We start from the raw sequence: 24,421 nt of genomic DNA on the forward strand, positions 1-24,421 counted from the left end.
CAAATTGCGTGTGACCGCGGGCCTGAAAAGCTGCTTTCTTTGCTTACTTTCTTTGCAGCAGCAAAGAAAGTGAGTGCCGCCCCGCACAGGGGCAACGCTGATAGACCGACACGAAACCGGGATCCGGCGACTACAGTAAGCAAAGTGAGCCCCACCCCGCACAGGAGGCAACGCTGACAGACCGAAAGCAAATCGGGATCCGGCGAAAACAAAAAAGTCACCGAACAGCAGCGGCCGGTTTCCGAACCGGCCCTCCCAACGCCCGCAACGTCTCCTTGACAGTAGAGATCCGCACCGAGAGATCGGGACTCCGCGACTCGATGCGCAACTTGTCCTGACCCGCGAGCTTGATGTGCTTATGCTTCTGCACCATCTCGATGATCTTCATGCCATCGACGGGCGGATTCGGAACGAACTGCAGCGAGATCGACTGCTCGCCCGCGTCGATCTTCGAGATGCCGAGCGGTTTCGCAGCAAGACGCAGCCGATGCGTCTCCACGAGCGCATGCGCCTGCGGCGGCAGCTTCCCAAATCGATCGACGAGCTCTTCGAGAATGCCATCGATCGCATCGCTCGATTCGCAGTTCGCGAGCCGCTTGTACAACGACAAACGCTCCTGCACATCGGCGCAGTAATCGGCGGGCAGAATCGCGGGCGCGTGCAGATTGATCTCGGTCGTTGCCGCAAGCGGGGCGTTCAGATCCGGCTCGCGGCCTTCGCGCAGCGCGCGCACGGCGTCGTTCAGCATGTCGGTGTAAAGCTGGAAGCCGATCTCGTGAATCTCGCCCGATTGCTTGTCGCCGAGCACCTCGCCCGTACCGCGAATCTCCAGGTCGTGCATCGCGAGATAAAAACCCGAGCCGAGTTCCTCCATCTGCTGAATGGCTTCGAGCCGCCGCTGCGCCTGCTTCGTCAGCGATTGCGGATCGTGCACCAGCAAATACGCATACGCCTGGTGATGCGAACGCCCGACACGTCCGCGCAACTGATGCAACTGCGCAAGACCGAACTTGTCCGCACGATGCATGAGGATCGTGTTCGCGCTCGGCACGTCGATGCCGGTCTCGATGATCGTCGTGCACAACAGCACGTTCGCGCGCTGGCCGACGAAATCGCGCATCACGCGTTCGAGCTCGCGCTCGTGCATCTGTCCGTGCGCAACCGCGATGCGCGCCTCGGGCACCAGCGCTTCGAGCATCGCGCGCCGATTCTCGATCGTCTCGACTTCGTTGTGCAGGAAGTAAACCTGGCCGCCGCGCTTCAGTTCGCGCAGCATCGCCTCGCGGATCACGCCGTCTTCCTCGCGCCGCACGAAGGTCTTGATCGCGAGCCGCTTCTGCGGCGCGGTCGCGATCACGGAAAAATCACGCAGGCCTTCGAGTGCCATGCCGAGCGTGCGCGGAATCGGCGTCGCGGTGAGCGTGAGCACGTCGACCTCGGCGCGCAATGCCTTGAGCGCCTCCTTCTGCCGCACGCCGAAGCGATGCTCCTCGTCGATGATCACGAGCCCGAGCCGCTTGAACTTCACATCGCTCGACAAGAGCTTGTGTGTGCCGATGACGATATCGACCGAGCCTTCGTTGATCTGCTGCACGGCCGTCGAAACTTCCTTGCCGGTCTTGAAGCGCGACAGTTCCGCGATGCGCACCGGCCAGTCGGCGAAACGGTCGGTGAAGGTCTGCGTGTGCTGTTCCGCAAGCAGCGTCGTCGGCGAAAGAATCGCGACCTGCTTGCCCGCCATCACCGCGATGAACGCGGCGCGCAGCGCGACTTCCGTTTTGCCGAAGCCGACGTCGCCGCACACGAGACGGTCCATCGGTTTGCCGCTCGTCATGTCGCCGATGACGGCTGCGATCGCCGCCGCCTGGTCGGGCGTTTCCTCGAAGCCGAAGCTCTCCGCGAACTTGGTGTAGTCGCGCGGCTCGAGCTTGAACGCATAACCTTCGCGCGCCGCGCGGCGCGCGTAAAGGTTGAGCAGCTCGGCGGCCGTATCGCGAATCTGCTGCGCGGCCTTGCGTTTGGCTTTTTCCCACTGGCCGGAGCCGAGCGTATGCAGCGGCGCGCTTTCCGGGTCCGCGCCGCTGTAGCGCGAGATCACATGCAATTGCGCGACCGGCACATACAGCTTCGCCTCGTTCTGATACTCGAGATGCAGGAATTCGGTTTCACCTTCGCCGAGGTCCATCGACACGAGGCCCATGTATCGGCCGATGCCATGCTGCGCATGCACGACGGGATCGCCGACCTTCAGCTCGGCGAGATCGCGCACCATCGAATCGACGTTGCTCGCCTGCTCCTGACGACGCCGTCCGGCGCGGCGCGCGAGCGGTCCGTAAAGCTCCGTCTCGGTGACGATCGACAGCTTCTCCAACGGCAGCGCGAAACCGTTGGCGAGCGGCGCGATGCCGAGCGTGAACTTGCCGTCGGCGGTCAGCCATTCGTGGAACGTGTCGCGCAATTCGCCGCGCAGGCCGTTGTCGGCGAGCAATTGCTGGATCGTCTCGCGACGTCCCGCCGATTCCGCGACGAGCATCACGCGATTGTCCGTCTGCTCCAGATAGTGACGCAGCGCGAGCAAAGGCTCGTCGGCGTGACGGTCGATCGCGAGGCCCGGCAGCGGCACGGCCCAGCCGCCTTCGGGCGTCGCGGGAAACTTCAACTGCGCGAAGGGCTTCGCGAACGTAAAGAAATCGTCGTCTGTCAGAAAGAGCCGGCGCGGTTCGAGCAAGGGCCGCTCGCGATCGTGCGAAAGGAAGTCGTAGCGCTGCTTCGTGTCGTGCGTGAAGCGCTTGATCGCGGCGTCCATATCGCCGACAAACGCGAGCTGCGAGCCTTGCGGCAAGTAATGAAAGAGCGTCGCGGTTTCATCGAAGAAGAGCGGCAGATAGTATTCGATGCCCGCCGAGGGCACGCCATTGCCCATGTCCTTGTAAATCTGCGAGCGGCTCGGATCGCCCTCGAAGACCTCTCGCCAGCGGCTGCGAAAGGCGGTGCGCGCGGCTTCGTCGAACGGGAACTCGCGGCCCGGCAGCAGGCGCACGTCGTGCACCGGATAAAGGCTGCGCTGCGTGTCCGGATCGAACGCGCGGATGGAGTCCACCTGGTCGTCGAACAGATCGATGCGATACGGCAGCGCCGAGCCCATCGGATAGAGATCGATGAGCGAGCCGCGCACGCAATACTCGCCCGGCCGCACGACCTGGCTCACGTGCTCGTAACCCGCGAGCGTCAATTGCGCCTTGAGCTTCGCTTCGTCGAGCCGCTCGCCCTGCGTGAACGAGAACGTGTAAGCCGCGAGAAACGACGCGGGCGGCATGCGATAGAGCGCGGTCGTCGCCGGGACGATGAGGATGTCGCAGCGGCCTTCGCCGAGATCGTGCAGCGTCGCGAGACGTTCCGAGACGAGATCCTGGTGCGGCGAAAACGTGTCGTACGGCAGCGTCTCCCAGTCGGGCAGAAGGCGCACGCGCGCATCGGGCGCGAAGTAGGGGATTTCGGCGGCGAGACGCTGCGCATCGACTGCACTCGCGGTGACGACCGTCAGGAGCGGCACGCTCTCGCGATACGCGGCGTAGTAGCGCGCGATGGCGAGCGCATCGGACGAGCCGGAAGCGCCATCGAAGACGAAGCGCTGACCCGGTTTCACGAGCGCGATGGGAGAACTGGACTGCGCGTTGACGGCTTTGGAAGGCATAAGGTGTGCATGGAGCCGTCCGGCAAACGCGGGTTCGGAGAGTCGAACCGGCGTGCGCGGGACGTGGTCGCGAAAGACCTATTATAAAATCCGGGCTTCAACTTTGACTTGTTCACCTCATCTGCTCGACTATTCGCCCGTGACTTCGCGCCTGTTCTCACTGATTCCCTGCGCCGGCACCGGCAGCCGCTCCGGCGCGCCGATGCCGAAGCAATACCAGACGATCGCGGGCCGCCCAATGCTCGCGTACACGCTCGCGGCGTTCGACGCGTGCTCCGAATTCTCGCAGACGCTCGTCGTGCTCGCACCGGACGACAACCACTTTGACGCGCGCCGCTTCGCCGGAATGCGCTTCGCGGTCGAGCGCTGCGGCGGCGCCTCGCGGCAAGCGTCGGTGTACAACGGGCTCGTCGCGCTCGCGAAATTCGGCGCGCGCGAAGACGACTGGGTCCTCGTGCACGACGCCGCGCGCCCCGGCATCACGCCGGAGCTGATTCGCAAGCTTGTCGCGGAACTGCGCGACGATGCGGTCGGCGGCATTCTCGCGCTGCCGGTCGCGGACACGCTGAAACGCGTCGCACCGAACATGCCCGATGTCCCCACGGACGACGTGCGCGTCGCGCGCACCGAATCGCGCGACGGGCTCTGGCAGGCGCAGACGCCGCAAATGTTCCGGCTCGGCATGCTGCGCGAAGCGATCGAGCGTGCGCGTCACGACGGCCACGACCTGACGGACGAAGCGAGCGCGATCGAATGGCTCGGTCATTCGCCGAAACTGGTTCAGGGCAGTCTGCGCAACTTCAAGGTGACGTATCCGGAGGATTTCGCGCTCGCGGGCGCGATGCTTTCGGCCGGCGCCTGACTCACACTCAACAAAGGTTTGGATCGATGGATTTCAGAATCGGACAAGGGTACGACGTCCACCAGCTCGTCGAAGGCCGCCCGCTCATCATCGGCGGCGTGACGATTCCCTACGAGCGCGGTCTGCTCGGCCACTCGGACGCCGACGTGCTGCTGCACGCGATCACCGATGCGCTGTTCGGCGCGGCGTCGCTCGGCGACATCGGCAGGCATTTCCCGGACACGGCGACCGAATTCGCCGGCGCGGACAGCCGCGTGCTGCTGCGCGAGGCGTTCCGGCGCGTGTCGGAGGCGGGTTTCGCGATCGCGAACGTCGACAGCACGATCATCGCGCAGGCGCCGAAACTCAGCTCCCATATCGATGCCATGCGCGAAAACATCGCCGCTGATCTCGATCTTTCAATGGATCGCGTGAACGTCAAGGCCAAGACGAACGAGAAGCTCGGCTATCTCGGGCGCAAGGAAGGCATCGAAGCGCAGGCCGCGGTGCTTTTGCGCCGGACGTCAATCGACGGCTAAAGCGCGGCGGGAAGCGCTATTTCCCTTCGGCTTCGATCGTCAGCGCGACGGCGTTGATCACCGCGGCGATGCGGCCGACGTCGCGCAGTTGCGTCGTCGACATGCCTTCGGCCACGAGATTCTCGTAGTGCGATTTCACGCAGAAATGGCACTTGCCGACGATCGACGCCGCGAGCGCGTACATCTCGAAGCGCCGCTTGTCGACGCCGCCGTGCGACGCATACGCGTTCATGCGCAAGTTCGCGGGCTGCGTCTTGAGATCGGCGTTGTCGGCCATTTCCAGGTACGGATACCAGACGTTGTTCATGCCCATCAGCGCGGCCGCGGTGAGCACGGCGTTCGTCTCTTCGGGCGACAGCGCGCCCGAGTTGCGAATGATGGCGACGAGCTTCGTCGCTTTCGCGGCAAACGCGGCGGCGAGCGCGACGCCAGCCGCATCGCTGCCTTCGAGCGATGAACGCGCGATCGTGCCGTCGACGTTAAGGCGAATGTCCTTCGCGTAGTCGGGCACCAGTTCCTTGATCGCAGACAGAAATTCCATTGTTTGCTCCTGTTCGATGGCATTAAAAAGCCCGCCGATCGGCCGAATACACTCGGCTCGATGGCGGGCTTCGCGGCATCCGGAAACGCTTACAGCGTCGCGCCGCCGACGGCACGGTTGCACGGGCAGAGTTCGTCCGTTTGCAAGCCGTCGAGAATGCGCAAGATTTCTTCCGGGCTGCGGCCGACGTTCAGGTTATTGACCGAGACGTGCTGAATGACGTTGTCCGGATCGACGATGAACGTCGCGCGCAACGCCACGCCTGCTTCCTTGTCGCGCACGCCGAGTTGATCGATCAGTTCGCCTTTCACGTCGCCGAACGAGTAATGGTTCAGCTTGTTCAGGTCTTTGTGCTCGCGGCGCCATGCCAGCTTGACGAACTCGTTGTCTACGCTGCCGCCGAGCAGAACCGCGTCGCGGTCCTCGAAATCGGCCGCCAGCTTCGCGAATTCGACGATCTCCGTCGGGCAGACAAACGTGAAATCTTTCGGATAGAAATAGATGATCTTCCACTTGCCGGGGAAAGACTGCTCGGTGATTTCCTCGAACGCCGACTGGCCGTTCTCTTCGTGATGGTTGAAACCCGGCTTCGCAGCGGTGACAGTGAATGCTTCGACTTTATCGCCAACGGTCTTCATGCGGAAAACTCCTGTGAAATCGTTGAAAGGACAAACTCCAGCCAAACTACCGTATCGCCGTAACGCTCGCGTGACACGTTCATGCCAGGCCGCGCCGAGCGTTGAACCGCTTCATCTTAACCAGAATTAAAAGAGTGCTTCGCCCGTTTCCAGCTTCCGAAACGGGCGCGCTCTAGCCTTCGAAGCGCACGCCGCCTTTCATCGGCGGGAAGTCGATGGTGACTTCGAAGCCGGGCAGAGGCGTGCGGTTGCGCAGACGCAGCGTGCCGCGCTGTCGCGTGACGAGGCGCTGCACGATCGCCATGCCGAGACCGGTGCCGTTCGCCTGCGTGCGCGCCGTATCGACGCGATAGAACGGACGCGTAATGAGCGCGACCTGATCGTCGGGGATGCCGCGGCCCTCGTCCATCACGGAGAGCTCGACCCTGCCGTGCGCGACGCGCGTCTGCAGCGTAATGCGGGCGATGTCGTCGTGTTCGCTGCGGCCGTACTTGCGCGCGTTTTCCAGCAGGTTGCCGACCACGCGCCGCGCATCCGTCGGATCGCCTTCGATCACCGCGCCCTGGGCGAGATCCGTCCGCATGACGACGCCGTCGTCGGCCTGGAAGCGGGCGGCGAGTTCGCTCGCGATCATCGACAGGTCGACGGCCTCGGGCATGCGCTGCATCGGCCGCGCATAGTCGAGAAAGCGCCCGATGATCATGTCCATCTGCTCGATGTCGTCGATCATCGCGAGCTTGGTCGCTTCGTCCGACGGGCTCATCTCCGTCTCCAGCCGCAGGCGCGCAAGCGGCGTGCGCAGATCGTGCGAGATGCCCGCGAGCATCAGCGCACGGTCGGCCTCGAGCTGCTCGAGATCCTGCACCATCTGGTTGAAGCTTCGATTGGTTTCCGCAGCAACGCCCATGCCGCGTTCGGGCAAGGGTTCGGGCGATTGCCCCGAACCGACCTTGCGCGCGGCGAGCGCGAGACGCGCGAATGGCCGATTCACGAGACTTGTGATGAACGCCGCGCCGAACAGCGACAGCGCGAGCGCGAACACGCCCCAGCCGGCCCATTGCAGGCCGGTGACGGTGTCGAGCTGATCGCGATCGAGGGCGACCCAATAATCGTCGTCGTCGATCTTAAAGCTGATCCATACGCCCGGAATGTCGTTCACCGACTGCGCGATGATCGTCTCGTTGCCGAGCCGCCCGCGCACGTCGCGTTCGATCAGCCGGTTGAGCGATTCATCGGGCTGGAGTTTGTATTTGTCGGTGGTCTCGCGCGGATACACGCGCACGCCTTCGTTGCTCTCCAGATCCTGAAGCAGCGCGCGGCGCAGATCGGGGTCGGAATAGAGCAGGGCGGTGCGCGTGAGCTTGACCACGGCGACGAGCTGAAGCGCCACGCGCTGCGCACGCGGCTCGCGCTCGATGACGCGAAAGCTCTGGAACCACGCCGTGAGACTGACTGCGATGAGCAGCGCGATCAGCGCGAAGGTTCGCCAGAACAGGCCGCCGAACGCGAGCGCCAGTAGCCGCCTGTCGATTCGCATGAGTCTGTCGGGTTCGGCTCGGTGAAGGGGAGAGAGCGTGACGAAACTCGCTTAGGATCGATCAGGCTGCGCCGTCGGGAATGAACACGTAGCCGAGGCCCCACACGGTCTGGATGAAACGCGGACTGCTGGGATCGGGCTCGATCAGCTTGCGCAGACGCGATATCTGCACGTCGAGGCTGCGGTCGAACACTTCGTACTCACGGCCGCGTGCGAGCTCCATCAGCTTTTCGCGCGAAAGCGGCTGGCGCGGATGGCGCGCGAACACTTTGAGTACCGAAAATTCGCCGGTGGTCAGCGGGATTTCCTGGCCGTTCTTCGTGAGCGTGCGCGTCGCGAGATTCAGTGCAAATTCGCCGAACTCGAACACTTCGGTGGTTTCGGACGGCGCGCCCGGCAATTCGGACGGCGTCTGACGCCGCAGCACCGCATGAATGCGCGCGACGAGTTCGCGCGGATTGAAAGGCTTCGGCAGATAGTCGTCCGCGCCCATTTCGAGGCCGACGATGCGATCGACATCTTCGCCCTTCGCGGTGAGCATGATGATCGGCGTGCGATCGTTGCTGCCGCGCAGACGCCGGCAGATGGAAAGACCGTCTTCGCCGGGAAGCATCAGATCGAGGACGAGCAGATCGAAACGCTCGCGCACCCACAACTTGTTCATCGACGGGGCGTTTTCCGCAACGTACACGTTGAAGCCCTGTTCACCGAGGTATCGGCGCAACAGATCGCGCAGGCGCGGATCGTCGTCGACGACGAGAATTTTTGAAGGGTTCTTGGTTTCCATGGCGGCATCTTAGCGCGTTTGTTCAAACGCCGAGTTTGTAACAAAAGCGAGTGTAACAGTTCGTTACAAAATTTACGGGGCCTGTGGCACGGCCTAGGGGTTTGCTGCGTACACTGCTTTACCTAAGCCCGCCATTCGGTAGATACTCCATTAGACCAGTGCGTCGCGCGGCACGACCAAGCCGCTTCGAGACGTGCGCGAAAAGACTGAGGCTGTCCGGTTGTCGAGCAACGAAGGGAACAACATGAAGGGAGCGCGGCAGCGCGGACCCGTGCGCAACGAGCGCATTCTCAGAAAGACACTTCTTGCCAGTGCGCTCTACGCAGTACTGAGCACGCCTCACGCCTATGCACAACCGGCAGGCTTCGATCGCGGCATCGCGAGTTCCCCGAATCGTTTCGATGGCAGAATGATTCGCGCGCAGCAGCGCGTGGGCAAAGGTTCGGGGTCGTCGAGCCACGATCCGAAGACCGCGGCCATGCAACCCATTCAGCAAGTGGATCAGGCGCCGCCCGCGCGCCCGCCGCGCCACACCGTGATGACCGCCGACGAGCGCCGTCTCTTGCGGCAGCATATCGAAGAAGCGGTGCGCGATCTCTACAAGCGGTAAGCGGCGCGTGCCCGCGATGGACCGACGTGAATTTCTCTCGATTGGCGGTGCGTTCGCGGGAGCTCTCGGCAGCATCGGCGATGCGTGCGCCATCGCACATTCCGACACTTCCTCTGCTTCGATTCGCTCCCTCGTGATCGTCGACCTCGACGGCGGCAACGACGCGCTCAACACAGTCATTCCGATCGCCGATGCGCGCTATCGCGTGTTGCGGCCGAAACTCGCGATATCGAAAGACCGCGCATTGATGCTCGATGAACGCACCGCCTTGCATCCGTCGCTGTCGCCGTTGATGAGCGCGTGGCGCGCCAACGAAATGGCGATCGTGCAGGGCGTCGGCTATGACGCGCCCAATCGCTCGCATTTCCGCTCGAGACAGATCTGGGACACGGCATCGCATGCCGATGAATATCGCGCCGGCGGCTGGCTCGATCGCGTGAACCTGAAGGTGACGCACATCACCTTGCACGGCTTCGACACGCACGAGCGTCAGTCGCACCGGCATGCGGCGCTGCTGGCCACGCTGGCAGAGCGGCTCGCGTCGCTGCGGACGTCGCTGATCGCGTCCGGCGCATGGAGCCGCACGCTCGTGATGACGCGCTCGGAGTTCGGACGGGCCGCGCGCGAGAACGCCGCGGGCGGCACCGACCACGGCGCGGCCGCGGCGCATTTCATGATGGGCGGAGGCGTGCGCGGCGGACTCTTCGGCATGCCACCTCGACTCGATCGACTCGATGCGGACGGCGGCTTGTCCGTCGGCGTCGACTTCAGAACGCTCTATGCCACGGTGCTCGACGCATGCGGGCAGATCGATTCGTCATCGATTCTCGGCGCGCGCTTCGCGCCATTGCCGATCCTTCGCGTCTAACGCGTCTTCCATGTGATCCACAGCTTGCGGATCGGCGTGAGTGCGATGCGTTGATGCAGCACCCGAAAGTTCTCCCGTTCGATCTCGTCGAAAAGCGCGAAGGACAGCGCTGCCTGCGCGCGCAGCACGCGTTGCGTCGCGCGCTCCGAAGCGGGAATCGCGGCCAGCGCGTCGTCTAGCGCGTGGCGGGCGCGGCTGGTCTGAAAGCGCATGAGGTCCGTGAACGTATCGCCGTACTTGCGATTGATGATGTCCGCGGCCGTCACGTTGAATCGCTGCAACTCGTCGATGGGAATATAGATGCGGCCATTGCGCGCATCGCCGCCGATGTCCTGAACGCGCTCGGCCAGCAGCAACGCGGATCCGAGCGGCGCGGCCCACGACGCGGCCTGCTGCGGATCGCGCGCGCTCGCGCGTGCAACGGCCGTCGCGAATGCGCCGCCCGTCTGATCGAGGTAACGCCGCAAGCCGGGCCAGTCGAGGTAGCGCGCCTGATCGAGATCCATGCCGAAGCCGTCGACGATCGCGGCAAGCGATGCGCGTCCGGCATCGTCGAGAACCGGATGCGCGGCATCGCCCGCGTGCGCCTGCAACGCTTTCGTGACCGGATGCGTGGGCTCGCCGCCATCGAGCCGCCCGAGTTCGCTTCGCCACCATGCGTGCTTGGTGCGGCCGATGGTCGGATCGCTCGTCTCCTTCACGGTCTCTTCGAGCTCGCGATAAAGCGCATAGAGCGCGGTCAGAAGCGGCTGGCTCGCAGCCGGCGCGCGGCGCAGCGCGTAGTACGTGCCGGAACCTTCAGGCGCGGCTTTTTGCTGGCAGTAATCGTCGAAATTCACGAACGGAGCTTGTGGGAGTTCGAGGGGAGGCGGGGTCGGTTCTGGTCGTGCGGTTGGCCGCGCGGCGTTCATTTTATCCGGCGAGGCGCGGCTTCGCTGCGCAGCGGCGGCAGCATCAGCCGGCCGCAAAAACAAAAAACCCCTTTGCCGATGAAAGGGGTTTTCGTGTGGTGCGAGGAGCGGGACTCGAACCCGCACACCCTTGCGGGCGTCAGGACCTAAACCTGGTGCGTCTACCAATTTCGCCATCCTCGCAGCACGGCAGGCGCTCTGGGCACTTGCGGATGATGACCCGCGCCCGGCGATGCCGCCGTGTCCGGCACCGGTCCACTGTGCCAAGCCCGAGATTCTAACGCATTCATCTGGCGATGTCTGCGAAAATGCGTCGACGGTCCTGAGCTTAAGCGAGGCGCGAGAATCGTCGGCATGGCCGTCGATTCCGGCCATACGCGCCCGAAGATTGCGGCTCGCAGATCGGCTGCCTACAATCTCGTCACACTTCCGCTTCGGCATCGACATTCCCGCTCATGAACCGCAACGCGCGCAATCGCTTCGTCGCATGGCTCGGCATCGCCGCCATGTGGCTTGCCATCGTCGCGCCGGTCATCAGTCAGACGCTCGCCGCGCGCCAGGCCGCCAATCCGCAAGCGGTGCTTTGCACGGTCGATGCGCCTGCAACGGACTCGCACGCCGGCCATCACGACGCCACGAGTCATGTCGACGCCTGCTCCTACTGCGGACTGCTCGCGCAGAATCTGCCGATCGTCACGGGCGTCGTGCATGACGTCGCGCTGATCGAACGCGTCACGCGCGTGCCTGCCTTCGCGAACGTCGAAGACGTCACCTCGAAATCCTTCAACGCCGCGAGCCCGCGCGCGCCGCCCGTCCTTTCCTGAAGCCTTCCTTCGTCTGACCGCATCGATGTTCGTCGCGCACATGAGCGCGATGAACGTACGACCGCTCGTCGGGAATATCGTCACGGCACTGACGGTACCTCCGATGCGCGCTCATCGCAAAAATACTCAACGAGATTCGCCATGCTTGCACCCGACCTGAACGCGGCGCCAGCGACGCCGAGCGCGGAAGTCATCGCGCATCGCCGCACGCTGTGGCGCTGGCATTTCTATGCGGCACTCTTCGTGATGCCGCTCCTCATCGTGCTCGCGATCACCGGCACGATCTACTGTTTTCAGCCGCAGATCGAGCCGCTGCTGTATCGCGACCGGATGATCGTCGCGGACACGCACGCCCCGCAACTGTCCCGCGATATCCTGCTCGCCAAGGCTGCCGCGAGCGAACCGCGCGGCGCCGTACCGACGCTCGCGCAAATCGAAACCGATCGCACGCGCAGCGCCGAATTCGTCTTTCGCCTGCCATCGGGCGAAAGCGAAAGCGTCTACGTGAACCCGTACGACGGCACCGTGCTCGGCACGCTTTCCGTCGAACATCGATTGATGAAACAGGTGCGCAACCTGCATCGCGGCCTGATGCTCGGCAAGACCGGCGAGCTGCTGATGGAACTCGCCGGATGCTGGACGCTCGTGATGATCGGCACGGGTATCGCGCTGTGGTGGCCCAGCCGGTCGAACGCGAGACAGGGCGGCGTGTGGCTGCCCCGGCTATCGCTGCAAGGGCGCGCGTGGTGGCGCGATCTGCATGCGGTCGGCGGCGTGTGGCTCGCGGTCGGCGCGCTCTTTTTCGTTCTCTCGGGATTGCCGTGGTCGGGATCGTGGGGCAAGCAATTCAAGGCGCTTGCGACGACCGCATCGCTCGGATATCCGAAGGGCGCGTGGGGCGAGGCGCATGTGCATTCGACGGCCCCAGCGACCTCGAACAACGAACACGCGATGCACGGCATGCAGATGAAGATGGACGATCTGCCGCTGCATCAGACGCCGTGGGCCGTCGGCGCGACAACGGTGCCGGAAGGCGCGAATGCGTCGGCTTCGGCTGCGCGCGTGTCGATCGACGACGTGGTCGCGCTCGCCGCGAAAAACGGTGTCGCGGATGACTACGGCATCGCGCTTCCGTCCAAGCCGACGGGCGTCTACACGGTCTCGTATTTCCCCGCCGATCCGCGCGCCGAACGCACGCTGCACATCGATCAATACAGCGGCCGCGTGCTGTCCGACATCGATTACGCAAGCTACGGCGGCGTGGCGAAAGTGATCTCGTACGGCACGTCGCTGCATATGGGGCGCTACTTCGGGCTTCTGAACCAGATCGTCTGCTCGGCGATATCGCTCGGGCTCGCGGCGTTGTCCGTGACGGGCTTCATCATGTGGATGAAACGCCGGCCCGCGCGCGAACTCGGCGCGCCGGCGCGGCCCACGAAGCGCCCGCCGATGCGCGCCTGGCGCGGCAGCCTGACGTTGCTCGGCGTGATTTTCCCTTTGATGGGCGCGACCATGCTCGCCGTCTGGTGCTTCGACCGGCTTGCGTTCGGGGCCAAGCGCGCGGCTGCCTGACGAACCCGCGCGCCTCGTTCGGACTTATTTGGAACCGAATCTGAGGCGCGTGAGCTGCTCGGCTTCGTTGGCGAGCAGCCGCGCCGCATCGCGGATCGCCGTTTCGAGCGTGATCGGGCCGGGCGCCGGCGAGAAGCAGCCGCTGAAAAATTCGGAGAGCCGCGGCAGCGCGGCCGAATCGACGGCGCCCGACAACAACGACGCCGGCACGCCGTGATCGCGCGCGTGCTTGCAGGCGATGAAGGGCGCCTTGCCATGCAGCGTCTGCACGTCTGAACGGCCTTCGCCCGTGATGAGCCAGTTCGCGCCTTCGAGCGCGGCGTCGAGCCCGATTTCGCGCGCCACCACCTCCGCGCCGGTCTCGAAACGCGCGCCGAGCATGTGCAGCGCGAACCCGAGCCCGCCCGCCGCGCCCGCGCCGGGTTCGCTGCGTTTCGCGACGCCCATCGCGGGTTCGAGCAGATCGGCGAAATGGGCGAGGGCGGCGTCGATGGTGGGCACTTGCTCCGGCGTCACGCCTTTCTGCGGCCCGAAGACCGCCGTCGCGCCGTGATCGCCGGTGAGCGGATTGTCGACATCGGACATGCCGACGAACTCCGCGTCCTTCACGCGCGGATCGAGCCCGGAAGCGTCGATGCGCACGACTCGCCCGAGCGCCGATGGCACCGGATGGAGCTCCTTGCCGTCTGCGTCGAAGAGTTTCAGCCCGAGGCCGACGAGCAGGCCCGCGCCGCCGTCGTTGGTGCTGCTGCCGCCGAGCGCCACATAGAATCTGCGCGCGCCGGAATCCAGCAGCGCGCGGATCGCCTCGCCCATGCCGAGCGTGCTGCGCTCGGTGACGGGCACGGCCATGCCGTCCGCATCCGTGATGCCCACGACTTCCGCCGTCTCGATAATTGCGCTGCCGTCGTCGAGCAGGCCCGTGGCGGCGTCGCGGCGTGCGGCGGCCGCGCCCCGCACGTTGAGCATGCGCCGCTCGCCGCCTGCCGAGAGCATCGCGTCGAGCGTGCCTTCGCCGCCGTCGGCCATCGGACGGATACGGATATCGGCGTCCGGCCGCGCGCGCCTGATGCCTTCCGCGACGGCGTTCGCGACGCCTTCCGCGGAGAGCGAGCCCTTGAACGAATCGGGAGCGATGACAACTACGGGAGCAGCGGACGTGGCGTTAGGCATGGTGTCTCGAATGTTCTGATGTGGAAGCAAGGATTGAAAAGCCGCGGCGAGGCTCCATCTATGCGAATGTCGCATGCGCTTCATGCCTTGCGGCAATGGATTGCGCGCCGGAGCGCTTCGCCGCTCGAATCATGCGCCGGCAAGCTTATCAGCGCGGCGCGCGACGCAAAATAGCGGCGTGCCGATAGCGGGAATTCTGCGCGGGAGAGCCGGTCAGCAAAACGCGGATTTACGCCGAAATGAGCGTCGAAAACTGGCACTTTTCGAGTCAAATCGGACCGAAACGCAGTGTTTGCAGGATCGTCGGGCGGACCGCGCGGAATAGTTTGCTAAAATGCTTGGCTCTGTTGACTGACACCGTGTCGGGCGACGTTCCGGCACTCCCGCGAGACGCTTATTCTGGGCGTCTTCCGGCGCCAGGCGTCGATTTCGGCCGGCTCAGGCAGAGGCCGCATCCGGACCCGCGCCTTTAGAACCGCGGAAGAACCGAACACCGAATTTACGATTTACTCTAGGACGATTTCAGCCATGGCTAACGTAGTTGAGAACCTCGGCAAGCTCGAACGCCGCGTGACGATTTCCCTGCCGAAGGACACGGTGCAGAAGGAAGTGGATTCGCGCATCCGCCAGTTGGCCAAGAATGTGCGCATGCCGGGTTTCCGCCCGGGCAAGGTGCCGCTCAAGATGGTGACGCAACAGTATGGCGGCCAGGTCGAAGCCGAAGTGCTGAGCGACAAGGTCGGCAAGGAATTCTTCGATGTCACGCGCGCCGAGAACCTGCGTGTCGCGGGCCAGCCGAGCTTCGCGCCGAAGTCGGAAGCCGCAACGGACGCCTACGCCTTCGACGCGACCTTCGAGGTCTATCCCGAAGTGCGCCTCGGCGACGTGGCGACCGCTGAAATCGAACGCACGGTCACGACCATCTCCGAAGCCGAAGTCGATCGCACGCTGGACATCCTGCGCAAGCAGCGCGTGCATTTCCACGCCCGCGGCGAAGCCGGCGAGCACGGCGACGGCGGCGCGGACACGGCAGCCAAGGAAGGCGACCGCGTAACGCTGGATTTCGTCGGCAAGATCGACGAAGTCGCGTTCGAAGGCGGTAGCGCACAGGACTTCGCATTCGTGCTGGGCGAAGGCCGCATGCTGCCCGAGTTCGAGCAAGCCGCGACGGGCCTGAAGGTCGGCGAAGAGCGCACGTTCGACCTCAAGTTCCCGGATGACTACCACGGCAAGGACGTGGCGGGCAAGACGGCGCAATTCACGATCACCGTGAAGAAGATCGAATGGCCGCATCTGCCGGAAATCAACGCCGATTTCGCGAAGTCGCTCGGCATCGAAGACGGCGACCTCACGAAGATGCGCGCCGAGATCAAGGACAATCTGGAGCGTGAAGCGAAGCGCCGCACGCAGCAGATCGTGAAGAATCAGGTCATGGACGCGCTCCTGAAGATCTCCGAACTCGACGTGCCGAAGGCGCTGATCGAACAGGATCAGCAGCGCCTCGTCGAAATGGCTCGCCAGGACCTGCAACAACGCGGCGTGCCGAATGCAGCCGACGCGCCGATCCCGGCCGAAATGTTCGCCGAGCAGGCCGAGCGTCGCGTGAAGCTGGGCCTCGTGCTGGCCGAACTCGTGAAGGCCAACGAACTGCAGGCGAAGCCCGAGCAGATCCGCGCTGAAGTGGACGAATTCGCCAAGAGCTACGAAGACCCGAAGGAAGTCGTCCGCTGGTATTATTCGAACCAGCAGCGCCTCGCCGAGATGGAAGCGTACGTCGTCGAAAGCAACGTCGTCGATTTCGTCTTGGGCAAGGCCAAGGTGACCGACAAGGAAGTCAGCTTCGAGGAACTGGCCAGCGCAACGGCGCAAGCCTGACGCGTTAGGCAAGGGGCGTGCGGAGTCGTCGGACTGACGGCTCGCACGCCTTTTTTGCATTAAAGTTGGGCGTTTGCATGCCGTTCTAGTGGATGTTCCTTTGTCGTTCAGTACCCTTATTCCGAACAAGGAAATTGCATGACCTTTCGCGCTGAATTGCTCGACACGTTGGCGTCCCACGCACCGCGGGATTTCGAAGCCCAGGCGCTCGGCCTCGTTCCGATGGTCGTGGAAACGAGCGGCCGCGGCGAGCGTGCCTATGACATTTACTCGCGTCTCCTCAAGGAGCGCGTGGTGTTTCTCGTCGGTGAAGTGAACGACCAGTCGGCGAATCTCGTCGTCGCACAGTTGTTGTTCCTCGAAAGCGAGAACCCGGACAAGGACATCAGCCTGTACATCAACAGTCCTGGCGGCTCGGTCTCGGCCGGCATGGCGATTTACGACACCATGCAGTTCGTGAAGCCGGACGTTTCGACGCTGTGCATGGGCCTCGCCGCAAGCATGGGCGCATTCCTGCTGGCGGCCGGCGCGAAAGGCAAGCGCGTCGCGCTGCCGAACGCGCGCGTGATGATCCACCAGCCGCTCGGCGGCGCACGCGGCCAGGCGTCGGACATCGAGATCCAGGCACGGGAAATCCTGTATCTGAAGGAACGTTTGAATCAGTTGCTGTCGCATCACACGGGTCAGCCGGTCGAGCGCATCGCGCGCGACACGGATCGCGACAACTTCATGTCGGGCGACGACGCGCAGGCTTACGGCCTCGTCGACCAGGTGCTTCACAAGCGTCCCTGAGGCGTCCGGAGCGGCGCCGCGCCGGCGCTCGGAGACGAAGCCGGCGAAGCGTGCGAAGTCGCGCATTGGGCGCCACGCCAAAACGCGCTCCGGCGGTCCTCGCGGGTGCGAATCTGCGTCGCGGAATCGAAGCGCGTATCATGTAACAAGAGTGTCCGGAGGCTTACACATTTATGGCGGACAAAAAAGGTTCCAGTAGCGAAAAGCTGCTGTATTGCTCGTTCTGCGGCAAGAGCCAGCATGAGGTGAAGAAGCTCATCGCTGGGCCGTCGGTGTTCATCTGCGATGAATGCATCGACCTGTGCAACGAGATCATTCGCGACGAGGCAGCCGGTGCGGCGGAGGAGGCCGGGCTGACCAAGTCCGACCTGCCGAGCCCGCAGGAAATCAGCGATATCCTCAATCAGTACGTGATCGGCCAGGAACGCGCGAAGAAAATTCTCGCGGTGGCCGTGTACAACCATTACAAGCGGCTCAAGCATCTCGACAAGAAGGACGACATCGAGCTGTCGAAGAGCAACATTCTCTTGATCGGGCCGACCGGCTCGGGCAAGACGCTGCTCGCGCAGACATTGGCGCGCATGCTGAATGTGCCGTTCGTGATCGCCGATGCAACGACGCTGACCGAAGCCGGCTATGTCGGCGAGGACGTCGAGAACATCATTCAGAAGCTGCTGCAGAATTGCAATTACGAAGTCGACAAGGCGCAGCGCGGAATCGTGTACATCGACGAGATCGACAAGATCAGCCGCAAGTCGGACAACCCGTCCATTACGCGCGACGTGTCGGGCGAGGGCGTGCAGCAGGCGTTGCTGAAGCTGATCGAAGGCACGATGGCGTCGGTGCCGCCGCAAGGCGGACGCAAGCATCCGAATCAGGATTTCATCCAGGTCGATACGACCAACATCCTGTTCGTCTGCGGCGGCGCGTTCGACGGACTGGAAAAGGTCATCACGGATCGCACCGAGAAGACCGGCATCGGTTTCGGCGCGAGCGTGAAGAGCAAGCAGGATCGCGACGCGGGCGAAGTGCTGCGCGAAGTCGAGCCGGAAGACCTGATCAAGTTCGGCCTGATTCCGGAGCTGATCGGCCGTCTGCCCGTCGTGGCGACGCTCGGCAAGCTCGATGAAGCCGCGCTGGTGAAGATCCTGATCGAGCCGAAGAACGCGCTCGTGAAGCAGTATCACAAGCTCTTCGCAATGGAGCGCGTCGAACTGGAAATCCGTCCGGCGGCGCTTCAGGCCATCGCGCAGAAGGCCATTCGCCGCAAGACCGGCGCGCGCGGGCTGCGTTCGATTCTGGAACAGGCGTTGCTCGACGTAATGTACGAACTGCCGACCATGAAGGGCGTTTCGAAGGTGATCGTCGACGACAACACGATCGACGGAGACGGCAAGCCGCTGCTCATCTACGAAGACGCACCGAAAGTAGCAGGATCGAACTGAAGCAGGCTGTGTGTCGGCGAAAGGCCGTTCATGGCGACGTGAACGGCCTTTTATTTTTGTCGGTTTATCTTGTGGACGTTACTGACGCGATCTTTGACTAACGACTTTTCCCTTCCGATAAAGGCTTGCAATAGCTCTGACCGGCCTTATTTACGACTGAACTGATTCCACTAATGGGGAAATGAAATGTCAGGAACCCAACTCCTCCCGCAGGAACGCATTACGCTGCCGCTGCTCCCGCTGCGCGACGTAGTCGTTTTCCCGCATATGGTGATTCCGCTCTTCGTCGGGCGGCCCAAGTCGATCAAGGCACTCGAAGCCGCGATGGAAGGCGGCAAGCACATCATGCTCGTCGCCCAGAAAACGGCGGCGAAGGACGAGCCGACCGAAAAGGACATGTACGAAGTAGGGTGTGTCGCCAACATCCTGCAAATGCTGAAACTGCCCGACGGCACGGTGAAAGTGCTCGTCGAAGGCCTGCAGCGCGCGAAAACGCTGTCGATCGAAGAGCAGGAAACGCAATTTTCCTGCGATGTGATGCCGCTCGAGCCGGATCACGCCGACAGCGCCGAAACCGAAGCGCTGCGCCGCGCGATCGTGTCGCAGTTCGATCAGTACGTGAAACTCAACAAGAAGATTCCGCCGGAGATCCTGACGTCGCTGTCGGGCATCGACGAGGCGGGTCGTCTTGCCGACACTATCGCCGCGCATCTGCCGCTCAAGCTGGATCAAAAGCAGCACATCCTCGAGATGTTCCCTGTGATCGAGCGTCTGGAGCATCTGCTCGCCCAGCTCGAAGCCGAAATCGACATTCTTCAGGTCGAGAAGCGCATCCGTGGCCGCGTGAAGCGTCAGATGGAAAAGAGCCAGCGCGAGTACTACCTGAACGAGCAGGTCAAGGCGATCCAGAAGGAACTGGGCGAAGGTGAAGAGGGCGCGGATCTCGAAGAACTCGAAAAGCGCATCGCCGCCGCGCGCATGCCGAAGGAAGCCAAGAAGAAGGCCGACGCCGAACTGAAAAAGCTCAAGCTGATGTCGCCGATGTCCGCGGAAGCGACTGTCGTGCGCAACTACATCGACACGCTGATCGGCTTGCCATGGCGCAAGAAGAGCAAGGTAAACAACGACCTTTCGAATGCCGAGCGCGTGCTCGACGAAGACCATTTCGGTCTCGAAAAGGTTAAGGAACGCATTCTCGAGTACCTCGCGGTGCAACAACGCGTCGAGAAGGTGAAGGCACCGATTCTGTGCCTCGTCGGGCCTCCGGGCGTCGGCAAGACCTCGCTCGGGCAGTCCATCGCTCGCGCGACGAACCGCAAGTTCGTGCGTATGGCGCTCGGCGGCGTGCATGACGAATCCGAAATTCGCGGCCACCGTCGCACGTATATCGGTTCGATGCCCGGCAAGATTTTGCAGAGCCTCACGAAGGTCGGCGTGCGCAATCCGCTTTTCCTGCTCGACGAAGTCGACAAGATGGGCATGGATTTCCGCGGCGATCCGGCATCCGCGCTGCTCGAAGTGCTCGATCCGGAACAGAACCATACTTTCGCGGACCACTACATCGAAGTGGACTTCGACCTGTCCGACGTGATGTTCGTGGCGACGTCGAACTCGCTGAACATTCCGCCGCCGCTGCTCGACCGGATGGAAGTCATCCGCCTGTCGGGTTACACGGAAGACGAGAAGGTCAGCATCGCGACGCGTTACCTGTTGCCGAAGCAGAAGCGCAACAACGGCCTGAAGGACGGCGAGATCGACGTCACGGAACAAGCGATCCGCGACATCATTCGCTACTACACGCGTGAAGCGGGCGTGCGTTCGCTCGAGCGTGAAGTATCGAAGATCTGCCGCAAGGTCGTGAAGATGCTGCTGCTCAAGAAGGCGGAAGGCGCCGTGAAGGTCGACGGCTCCAACCTCGACACCTTCCTCGGCGTGCGCAAGTACGACTTCGGTCTGGCCGCGAAGGAAAACCAGATCGGTCAGGTGACGGGTCTTGCGTGGACGGAAGTGGGCGGCGATCTGCTGACGATCGAAGCAGCGGTGATGCCCGGCAAGGGCGGCGTGATCCGTACGGGTTCGCTCGGCGACGTGATGAAGGAATCCGTCGAAGCGGCGCGCTCGGTCGTGCGTTCACGTTCGCGCCGGCTTGGCATCACGGATGAGTCGTTCGAGAAGAAGGACATCCACATCCACGTGCCGGAAGGCGCGACGCCGAAGGACGGTCCGTCCGCCGGTATCGCGATGACCACGGCGCTGGTGTCGGTGCTGACCGGCATTCCGGTTCGCGCGGATGTCGCGATGACGGGCGAAATCACGCTGCGCGGCGAAGTGCTGCCGATCGGCGGATTGAAGGAGAAGCTGCTGGCAGCGCATCGCGGCGGCATCAAGCTCGTGCTGATTCCTGAAGAAAACACGAAGGATCTGGCCGACATCCCCGACAACGTGAAGAACGCCATCGAGATCGTGCCGGTTCGCTGGATCGATCGGGTCCTGGAACTGGCGCTCGAACGTGCGCCGGAGTCGTTGCCCGAAGACGAAGCGAAGGCAACGCCCGTCGCAGCCGAACAGCAGAAGGACACGCCAGCAACGGGCGAAGTCGTGAAGCACTGAACGCTTGTCGCGGCACGGTTTTAACGCCGTGTTGCGTGAGCGAGGCTAAAAACCCGCGGGCAACCCACCCGCGGGTTTTCTTTTTTGCGCGCGGCTTTTCGAAGAGAACTTCTAAAACGCCCGAAGGCCGCGCCGAATAAGGCTCAACCCCGGTTGACACGTGTCTTTCGGCTAAGTTAAATGAGCGCCGCATCCAATCTTATCGAGATGCGATCCGCTTCGATGCCGGAGCACATCGATTAAAACGTGCCAATACTGATTCGGGGATCACAATGAACAAGACGGAATTGATCGACCATATCGCGCAGCAAGCCGATATCTCCAAGGCCGCCGCCGGCCGCGCGCTCGATGCGGTCATCGGCGGCGTGAGCGCGACGCTGAAGAAGGGCGGCACCGTGACGCTCGTCGGCTTCGGCACGTTTGCCGTCGGCAAGCGCACCGCGCGCACGGGGCGCAATCCGCGCACGGGCGATGAGATCAAGATCAAGGCCGCGAAAGTGCCGAAATTTCGCCCTGGCAAAGCGCTGAAGGATGCGCTAAACTAGCGGACTCGCTGGATACGGACCTTCGTAAAACGAAGTCTGAATCCAGCAGCAGCGCAAACCGAGTGAATTGCGGACCGGGTGCTTAGCTCAGTTGGTAGAGCGGCGCCCTTACAAGGCGTAGGTCGGGAGTTCGAGCCTCTCAGCACCCACCAGGTCACAGTTCATTGCGCGCTACCCGGAGCGGTAGTTCAGTCGGTTAGAATACCGGCCTGTCACGCCGGGGGTCGCGGGTTCGAGTCCCGTCCGCTCCGCCAGATTCGACAAGAAATCCCGTAAGCTTCGCGGCTTGCGGGATTTTTCTTTTGGCGCGTGCTCGTTAAGAATGCTAATCATTGCTTCGCATCATTGAATGCTTGCTGGACGCAAACTTTCAACTGAAACATCGCCCGTTACGAAAAGGGGACGCGAGAATTTCACATCGGGCGGTGCAAATCCCGCCCGCCTTTCGCCTTTTCCTCGTCCACTGTTGTAATATCGAGCGTTTTGTTATAACCACGCAGCGCTACGCATGCTCGACTTCTTCCGTAATCACCAGCGCCTGATGATGGCTCTGCTGATCCTGATCATCGTGCCCGGTCTGGGCATGGTCGGGATTCAGGGCTTCAGCAACTATTTCGACGAAAGTTCCTACGTCGCCAGCGTGAATGGCCACAAGATCACGCGCGCCGAATTCGACAGCGCTTTCCGCCAGCAGGTGGACCGCGCCCGCTCGATGCTCGGTTCCCAATTCGACGCCAAGATGTTCGACACGCCCGAAGCGCGCGCCGCGATGGTCGATAGTCTCGTGCAGCAACGCGCGATGGCCGACGAAACGCAGCGTCTGCATCTGACCGCCTCCGACGACGCCGTGCGCCGGGCGCTGCTCAACGATCCGGTGATCTCGTCGCTCAAGAAGCCCGACGGCAGCATCGACCTCGATCGCTACAAGCAACTGCTCGCGATGCAGGGCATGACGCCCGCGCAGTACGACGAGCGCATGCGCTACACGATCGCGACCGGACAGATTCCGGGCAGCATTCAAGGCACGGCGTTCACGTCGAAGTCGCTCGCGCAAAGCCTGACCGAACTCGCGGAACAGAAGCGCTCGGTGCAGGGTCTGTCGCTGCGCGCGGCCGACTACACCGCGAAGGTCCTGCCGACCGACGCGCAACTCACCGCCTACTACGAAGCGCATCGCAACGATTTCGCGACGCCCGAAACCGCCACGATCCAGTATCTGCTGCTGTCGCCATCGACGATCGCGGCCGCATCGAAGCCGAGCGACGCCGATCTCAAGAAGTACTACGACGACAACATCCAGCGCTATCGCACCGAAGCGCAAGTGCGCGCGAGCCACATTCTCGTGAACGCACCGAAGGACGCGAGCGCGGCCGACAAGGCGAAGGCCAAGCAGAAGGCCGAAGACCTGCTCGCGCAAGTCAAGGCGCATCCGGATCAGTTCGCGCAAATCGCGCAGAAGAACTCCGACGATCCCGGCTCTGCAGGCAAGGGCGGCGATCTCGGCTACTTCGCGCGCGGTCAGATCGCGGGCGGCAAGGCTTTCGACGACGCCGCATTCGGCCTGAAGAAGGGCGAAGTCAGCAATATCGTCGAGTCGGATTTTGGCTATCACATCATTCAGGCGACCGACGTGAAGCCTTCCGTCACGAAGCCGTTCGACGAAGTGAAGGACTCGATCGCGAAGGATTACGCGGCTCAACAGGGCACGAAGGGTTTCGCCGACGACGCGCAAGGCTTCACCGATCTCGTCTACGAGAAGGCCAAGTCGCTGCAGCCGGCCGCGGACAAGTACAAGCTGACGGTGCAGAGCGCAACGGTCGGTCCGAAGCCGAATCCGCAATTGCCGCAAGACAATCCGCTCAACAATCCGAAGTTCCTCGCGGCCGTGTTCGCGCCGGATGCCGTGAAGGACCGCAACAACACGCAGGCAATCGACGTCGGCAACAACACGCTGATCGCCGCGCGCGTCACCGACTACAAGGCCTCGACCGTTCCCGCGTTCGACGTCGTGAAGGACGACGTGCGCAAGAAGGTCGTCGCGGAAATGGCTGCGGCGATGGCGAAGAAGGAAGGCGAGGCGAAGCTCGCGGATCTGCAGAAGTCGAAGTCGACCGACGGCTTCACGTCGCCGATCACCGTCTCGCGCAATGACGCGCAAGGCTTGCCGCCCGTCGCGTTGAGCGCGATCTTCAAGGCGGATGGATCGAAGCTGCCGTCGTATGTCGGCGTCGATCTCGGTGCGGAAGGCTACGCGATTTATCGTGTGAACGGCATCGAGAAGGCCGCGCCGGTCGCCGCCGATCGTCTCGCCGGCGCACAGCAGCAAGTCGCGCAGGTCTACGCGCAGGCCGACATGGAGGCGTACCTCAACTCGCTGAAGGCTCGCTCGAAGGTCAAGCTGAGCCAGGCGCCGGCACCATCGTCGAACTGATCGGCGCTGACATCATCGAAAAGCCCCGCTTCCGAAATGATCTGCTCTAGAAATCCTGGACACAAATGAGTGTTAGTGTTTCGGAGGCATGAACCGCTTGGATTTCTTGGACAGTGCCGAGCGTTAGTGTTCGGTCTTTCATGAGCCTTCGGCCGTGGGCCGGAGGCTGTATTGCCGGGCGAATTCAC

Annotated in this window: 19 protein-coding genes and 3 tRNA genes; 14 read left to right on the forward strand and 8 right to left on the reverse strand. The window is 63.0% G+C overall.

All coding sequences use genetic code 11. The features are described 5' to 3' along the window. Positions 1–217 precede the first annotated feature (217 nt). The gene (gene mfd / locus QCE58_RS08105; RefSeq protein ID WP_250521096.1) at positions 218–3,694 is read right to left on the reverse strand and encodes a transcription-repair coupling factor; all 3,477 of its coding nucleotides are present in this window, start codon (positions 3,692–3,694) and stop codon (positions 218–220) included. A gap of 139 nt (positions 3,695–3,833) precedes the next feature. Between mfd and ispD the strand changes: the two genes are divergently transcribed. Continuing rightward, the gene (ispD, locus tag QCE58_RS08110) at positions 3,834–4,556 is read left to right on the forward strand and encodes a 2-C-methyl-D-erythritol 4-phosphate cytidylyltransferase (RefSeq protein ID WP_250521104.1); all 723 of its coding nucleotides are present in this window, start codon (positions 3,834–3,836) and stop codon (positions 4,554–4,556) included. Between the two features lie 26 nt (positions 4,557–4,582). Beyond that, entirely contained in the window at positions 4,583–5,074 is a 492-nt protein-coding gene (ispF, locus tag QCE58_RS08115; protein ID WP_008349780.1) for a 2-C-methyl-D-erythritol 2,4-cyclodiphosphate synthase, read from the forward strand. Positions 5,075–5,090: 16 nt separating this feature from the next. Here ispF and QCE58_RS08120 read toward each other — a convergent pair whose 3' ends face one another. The 4 genes from QCE58_RS08120 to ompR form a co-directional block, all read right to left on the reverse strand. After that, complete coding sequence (locus tag QCE58_RS08120) at positions 5,091–5,615, reverse strand: carboxymuconolactone decarboxylase family protein (RefSeq protein ID WP_008349777.1); 525 nt, start codon at positions 5,613–5,615, stop codon at positions 5,091–5,093. Between the two features lie 89 nt (positions 5,616–5,704). Continuing rightward, positions 5,705–6,253: a peroxiredoxin gene (locus tag QCE58_RS08125; RefSeq protein WP_008349775.1), complete on the reverse strand. Its 549-nt coding sequence runs from the start codon at positions 6,251–6,253 to the stop codon at positions 5,705–5,707. A gap of 172 nt (positions 6,254–6,425) precedes the next feature. After that, the gene (locus QCE58_RS08130; protein WP_008349773.1) at positions 6,426–7,790 is read right to left on the reverse strand and encodes an ATP-binding protein; all 1,365 of its coding nucleotides are present in this window, start codon (positions 7,788–7,790) and stop codon (positions 6,426–6,428) included. Between the two features lie 61 nt (positions 7,791–7,851). Further along, positions 7,852–8,577 (reverse strand): two-component system response regulator OmpR, encoded by a 726-nt coding sequence (gene ompR, locus QCE58_RS08135; protein WP_008349770.1) that lies wholly within the window; start codon positions 8,575–8,577, stop codon positions 7,852–7,854. A gap of 244 nt (positions 8,578–8,821) precedes the next feature. Between ompR and QCE58_RS08140 the strand changes: the two genes are divergently transcribed. Continuing rightward, a complete protein-coding gene (locus tag QCE58_RS08140) occupies positions 8,822–9,187 on the forward strand; it encodes a hypothetical protein (RefSeq protein WP_008349768.1) in 366 nt (121 codons plus the stop codon). Positions 9,188–9,203: 16 nt separating this feature from the next. Beyond that, the gene (locus QCE58_RS08145) at positions 9,204–10,055 is read left to right on the forward strand and encodes a DUF1501 domain-containing protein (protein ID WP_250521097.1); all 852 of its coding nucleotides are present in this window, start codon (positions 9,204–9,206) and stop codon (positions 10,053–10,055) included. Here QCE58_RS08145 and QCE58_RS08150 read toward each other — a convergent pair. After that, entirely contained in the window at positions 10,052–10,894 is an 843-nt protein-coding gene (locus QCE58_RS08150; protein ID WP_250521098.1) for a squalene/phytoene synthase family protein, read from the reverse strand. The two genes, QCE58_RS08145 and QCE58_RS08150, sit on opposite strands and share 4 nt — an antisense overlap. Before the next feature lie 168 nt (positions 10,895–11,062). Further along, positions 11,063–11,149 (reverse strand) — tRNA-Leu (locus QCE58_RS08155). Between the two features lie 272 nt (positions 11,150–11,421). Between QCE58_RS08155 and QCE58_RS08160 the strand changes: the two genes are divergently transcribed. Further along, positions 11,422–11,790, forward strand: a complete 369-nt coding sequence (locus QCE58_RS08160) for a DUF2946 domain-containing protein (protein WP_250521099.1) — start codon at positions 11,422–11,424, stop codon at positions 11,788–11,790. 141 nt (positions 11,791–11,931) lie between these two features. Next, positions 11,932–13,362 carry a PepSY domain-containing protein gene (locus tag QCE58_RS08165; protein ID WP_250521100.1) on the forward strand — a complete coding sequence of 477 codons (1,431 nt, stop codon included), beginning with the start codon at positions 11,932–11,934 and terminating at the stop codon, positions 13,360–13,362. A gap of 24 nt (positions 13,363–13,386) precedes the next feature. On the opposite strand, the gene QCE58_RS08170 is transcribed toward QCE58_RS08165, so the two are convergent. Continuing rightward, on the reverse strand, positions 13,387–14,535 hold the full coding sequence (locus QCE58_RS08170; protein WP_250521101.1) for a glycerate kinase: 1,149 nt from the start codon (positions 14,533–14,535) through the stop codon (positions 13,387–13,389). Positions 14,536–15,063: 528 nt separating this feature from the next. On the opposite strand from QCE58_RS08170, the gene tig reads away from it, so the two are divergent. From tig to QCE58_RS08210, 8 genes are all read left to right on the forward strand, one after another. Next, positions 15,064–16,410 carry a trigger factor gene (gene tig / locus QCE58_RS08175; RefSeq protein ID WP_250521102.1) on the forward strand — a complete coding sequence of 449 codons (1,347 nt, stop codon included), beginning with the start codon at positions 15,064–15,066 and terminating at the stop codon, positions 16,408–16,410. 138 nt (positions 16,411–16,548) lie between these two features. Continuing rightward, positions 16,549–17,202 (forward strand): ATP-dependent Clp endopeptidase proteolytic subunit ClpP, encoded by a 654-nt coding sequence (gene clpP / locus QCE58_RS08180; RefSeq protein ID WP_008349755.1) that lies wholly within the window; start codon positions 16,549–16,551, stop codon positions 17,200–17,202. 173 nt (positions 17,203–17,375) lie between these two features. Then, entirely contained in the window at positions 17,376–18,647 is a 1,272-nt protein-coding gene (gene clpX / locus QCE58_RS08185) for an ATP-dependent Clp protease ATP-binding subunit ClpX (RefSeq protein ID WP_008349753.1), read from the forward strand. A gap of 186 nt (positions 18,648–18,833) precedes the next feature. Further along, on the forward strand, positions 18,834–21,257 hold the full coding sequence (gene lon / locus QCE58_RS08190; protein ID WP_008349749.1) for an endopeptidase La: 2,424 nt from the start codon (positions 18,834–18,836) through the stop codon (positions 21,255–21,257). A 212-nt stretch (positions 21,258–21,469) separates the two neighbouring features. Then, positions 21,470–21,802, forward strand: a complete 333-nt coding sequence (locus tag QCE58_RS08195; protein WP_309779727.1) for an HU family DNA-binding protein — start codon at positions 21,470–21,472, stop codon at positions 21,800–21,802. Positions 21,803–21,878: 76 nt separating this feature from the next. Beyond that, positions 21,879–21,954 (forward strand) — tRNA-Val (locus tag QCE58_RS08200). A 25-nt stretch (positions 21,955–21,979) separates the two neighbouring features. Further along, positions 21,980–22,056, forward strand: a tRNA-Asp gene (locus QCE58_RS08205). Positions 22,057–22,310: 254 nt separating this feature from the next. Next, positions 22,311–24,233, forward strand: a complete 1,923-nt coding sequence (locus tag QCE58_RS08210) for a SurA N-terminal domain-containing protein (RefSeq protein ID WP_250521103.1) — start codon at positions 22,311–22,313, stop codon at positions 24,231–24,233. Positions 24,234–24,421 lie beyond the last annotated feature (188 nt).

This window comes from Caballeronia sp. LZ028 (assembly GCF_031451415.1).
Taxonomy (GTDB): Bacteria; Pseudomonadota; Gammaproteobacteria; order Burkholderiales; family Burkholderiaceae; genus Caballeronia; species Caballeronia zhejiangensis.

Excerpts from the sequence above, each read along its gene's own strand:
- ompR (WP_008349770.1), bottom strand. The coding sequence starts at position 8,577 with ATGGAAACCAAGAACCCTTCAAAAATTCTCGTCGTCGACGACGATCCG.
- QCE58_RS08120 (WP_008349777.1), bottom strand. The coding sequence starts at position 5,615 with ATGGAATTTCTGTCTGCGATCAAGGAACTGGTGCCCGACTACGCGAAG.
- QCE58_RS08165 (WP_250521100.1), top strand. The coding sequence starts at position 11,932 with ATGCTTGCACCCGACCTGAACGCGGCGCCAGCGACGCCGAGCGCGGAA.
- mfd (WP_250521096.1), bottom strand. The coding sequence starts at position 3,694 with ATGCCTTCCAAAGCCGTCAACGCGCAGTCCAGTTCTCCCATCGCGCTC.
- QCE58_RS08140 (WP_008349768.1), top strand. The coding sequence starts at position 8,822 with ATGAAGGGAGCGCGGCAGCGCGGACCCGTGCGCAACGAGCGCATTCTC.
- QCE58_RS08130 (WP_008349773.1), bottom strand. The coding sequence starts at position 7,790 with ATGCGAATCGACAGGCGGCTACTGGCGCTCGCGTTCGGCGGCCTGTTC.
- QCE58_RS08125 (WP_008349775.1), bottom strand. The coding sequence starts at position 6,253 with ATGAAGACCGTTGGCGATAAAGTCGAAGCATTCACTGTCACCGCTGCG.
- QCE58_RS08160 (WP_250521099.1), top strand. The coding sequence starts at position 11,422 with ATGAACCGCAACGCGCGCAATCGCTTCGTCGCATGGCTCGGCATCGCC.
- QCE58_RS08145 (WP_250521097.1), top strand. The coding sequence starts at position 9,204 with ATGGACCGACGTGAATTTCTCTCGATTGGCGGTGCGTTCGCGGGAGCT.
- ispF (WP_008349780.1), top strand. The coding sequence starts at position 4,583 with ATGGATTTCAGAATCGGACAAGGGTACGACGTCCACCAGCTCGTCGAA.
- clpX (WP_008349753.1), top strand. The coding sequence starts at position 17,376 with ATGGCGGACAAAAAAGGTTCCAGTAGCGAAAAGCTGCTGTATTGCTCG.
- QCE58_RS08170 (WP_250521101.1), bottom strand. The coding sequence starts at position 14,535 with ATGCCTAACGCCACGTCCGCTGCTCCCGTAGTTGTCATCGCTCCCGAT.
- lon (WP_008349749.1), top strand. The coding sequence starts at position 18,834 with ATGTCAGGAACCCAACTCCTCCCGCAGGAACGCATTACGCTGCCGCTG.
- tig (WP_250521102.1), top strand. The coding sequence starts at position 15,064 with ATGGCTAACGTAGTTGAGAACCTCGGCAAGCTCGAACGCCGCGTGACG.
- QCE58_RS08210 (WP_250521103.1), top strand. The coding sequence starts at position 22,311 with ATGCTCGACTTCTTCCGTAATCACCAGCGCCTGATGATGGCTCTGCTG.
- clpP (WP_008349755.1), top strand. The coding sequence starts at position 16,549 with ATGACCTTTCGCGCTGAATTGCTCGACACGTTGGCGTCCCACGCACCG.